The sequence below is a fragment of the Mesorhizobium sp. M7A.F.Ca.US.006.01.1.1 genome (assembly GCF_003997935.1).
GTDB lineage: Bacteria > Pseudomonadota > Alphaproteobacteria > Rhizobiales > Rhizobiaceae > Mesorhizobium.
In genome coordinates this window covers 1-2,394 of sequence record NZ_RZQL01000440.1, presented here as the reverse complement: position 1 = coordinate 2,394, position 2,394 = coordinate 1, and the positions used below count along the sequence as shown (strand labels likewise).

Genomic DNA, 2,394 nt, shown 5'->3' with positions numbered 1-2,394 from the left:
GATCTGACCTAAAGCGCGCACACCGCATCGCGGACAGAGGCTGCGCGGCGCCTAGAATTTTGGAGGCCAGTTCGCCGACTGGATGAACTCAACAGCGATCCCGTCGGGGTCTAGTGCAAATACCAGCTTGCCGCCTTTGCTTGTGCCCGTGGACGAGACCACGACGTCCGAAACGAACTGGACGCCTTTCCGATCCAGTTCGGCACACAGCGCATCAAGATCACGGACCCAAAGGCCGAAATGCATCGTGCCGGGATTGGCCAACGACGTATCGACCGGCATGCTCTCCACTTGCTGGAACTCCATAAGCTCCAGAAACGGCGAACTCCCGGGGACTGAAGTATCGCCCGGAAAGGTCAGAAGCGCCCGTTCAATTGTGGCTTCCGGATATCCTGTCAGTCGTCCCGCGTGAGCTGGCGCCTGACCTCGCAGGTGTACTGTAAACCCGAGAAGGCCCTCGTAAAACTCGATCGAGCGATCCAGGTTGGATACGTGGAGCGCCGTGTGGCTGAAGCCAAGAAATTCGCTCATAGTCGACTCCCTTCTTTGTCCGGGGCGATGGCGCGGACAGTCTCATATCCATCGCAGACGCACCGCTCTGATCAGAACCCGACTTGGTCGCCGCCTTTGAGATTGAGCATCCTACGGGCGTCGGCCGGCGTTGCGACTTCCATGCCCAGCTCCTCGATCATTCGCCGGGCGATCGTGACCTGCTCGGCATTGCTGGCGGCCAGCCGCCCTTTGCCGGCCCAGATCGAGTCTTCGATCCCGACGCGGACATTGCCGCCCATCAGCACGCTCTGCATGGCGATGGGCATCTGGTGGCGTCCGGCACCCAGCACGGACCAATGATAGTCGTCCCCGAAGAGCCGGTTTGCCGTGCGCCTCATATGCATCACATCTTCCGCATGCGGACCGATTCCCCCCAAAATGCCGAAGACGCTTTGGATGAAGATTGGAGGCTTGATCAGGCCACGCTCGACAAAGTGGGCGCAGGTGTAGAGATGACCGATGTCGTAGCACTCGATCTCGAAGCGGGTGCCGTTGTCGGCGCAGCGTCGAAGAACGGTCTCGATGTCCTCGAACGTATTGCGAAAAATGCGCCCGCGCGACCCCTCCAGATAGGTCCGCTCCCAGTCGTGCTTCAGGTCCTTGAAGCGGTCGAGCATCGGGTAGAGCCCGAAGTTCATCGAGCCCATGTTGAGTGACGCCACTTCTGGCTTGAAAAGCATTGCCGGCGCGAGACGCTGATCGAGGGTCATCGTCGCCGCGCCGCCGGTGGTGATGTTCAAGACAGCGTCGACACGCTGTTTAATCACGCCCAGGAAAGGCTGAAACAGCTCCGGAAGCTGGTCAGGCTCGCCGGTGACCGGGTTTCGCGCATGGAGATGGACGACCGCCGCCCCGGCCTCAGCCGCGCCGATTGCCGCCTCGGCGATTTCGGTCGCAGTCACGGGCAGATGCGGCGACATTGACGGAGTGTGTATCGATCCCGTCACGGCACAGGTGATGATGACCTTCCGCACGTCCGACATGAATGCCCGGCTCCCGATGATTGCAAATAGATGTCGAATTCAGTTCCGCGCGTCAATCACGCGCGCGAAAACTGGCCTCGGCCGTAGAGTTTGTCTATGTGCTTGACGTCTGCGGTTTCTTTTTTATGGTCATCGACAGCTCGAAGAGCCGGCCAGTAGGCAACGACGTTCGCAACAACCGGCCGCTGGCCGATCTGGTCGAGCCAACGCTGCAAGTTCTTCAGCTTGGAAATGTCGATGTTGTTGGGCTCATAGTAACGCGCCCATGGGTAAGTGGCGATGTCGGCGATGGAATATTCGTTGCAGCCGAGGAACTCGGATTCGGAAAGGCGCTCGTCCAGTACGTCGAATATCCGCTTTGATTCCGTGACGTACCGATCTCGTGAATAGTCATTGCCCGCAGGCGCAGTTCTCAGGAAATGATTCGTCTGTCCGAACATTGGGCCGACGCTGGCCATTTGGAACATCAGCCATTGGATCGTCCCGTAATAGTCCGTAGGCGACTTCGGCAGAAACCGGTCGTACTTCTGCGCGAGATAGATAAGGATAGCTCCGGATTCGATGATGGTAATCGGCCCACCCGGCCCATCGGGATCAACGAGAACGGGTACCTTACGGTTCGGGTTAAGCTTGCCAAATTCTTCCGTATACTGGGCGCCGGCAAAAATATCGATATAGGTATGATTGTACGGTACATCCAGTTCCTCAAGAATAATACGCACCTTCATAACATTTGGACTTGAAAGACCGTATAGTTCCATAATTTGGAATTCCTTCCTGCGTTTTGCTTGCTTTGGCTTGATCAAATATTGTATCCCTGCTCCCGGAGAACTCATCTAGCTCTAAGGGAGAGCTAGCA

Annotated in this window: 3 protein-coding genes; all 3 read right to left on the bottom strand. The window is 57.4% G+C overall.

Going from position 1 to position 2,394, the window contains the following annotated elements; translation table 11 throughout:
- Positions 1-51 precede the first annotated feature (51 nt).
- Complete coding sequence (locus tag EN943_RS36545; RefSeq protein ID WP_127416561.1) at positions 52-531, bottom strand: VOC family protein; 480 nt, start codon at positions 529-531, stop codon at positions 52-54.
- A gap of 71 nt (positions 532-602) precedes the next feature.
- Positions 603-1,535, bottom strand: a complete 933-nt coding sequence (locus EN943_RS36540) for a 3-keto-5-aminohexanoate cleavage protein (protein WP_127416560.1) — start codon at positions 1,533-1,535, stop codon at positions 603-605.
- Positions 1,536-1,591: 56 nt separating this feature from the next.
- Entirely contained in the window at positions 1,592-2,341 is a 750-nt protein-coding gene (locus EN943_RS36535; protein ID WP_206522885.1) for a glutathione S-transferase N-terminal domain-containing protein, read from the bottom strand.
- Positions 2,342-2,394 lie beyond the last annotated feature (53 nt).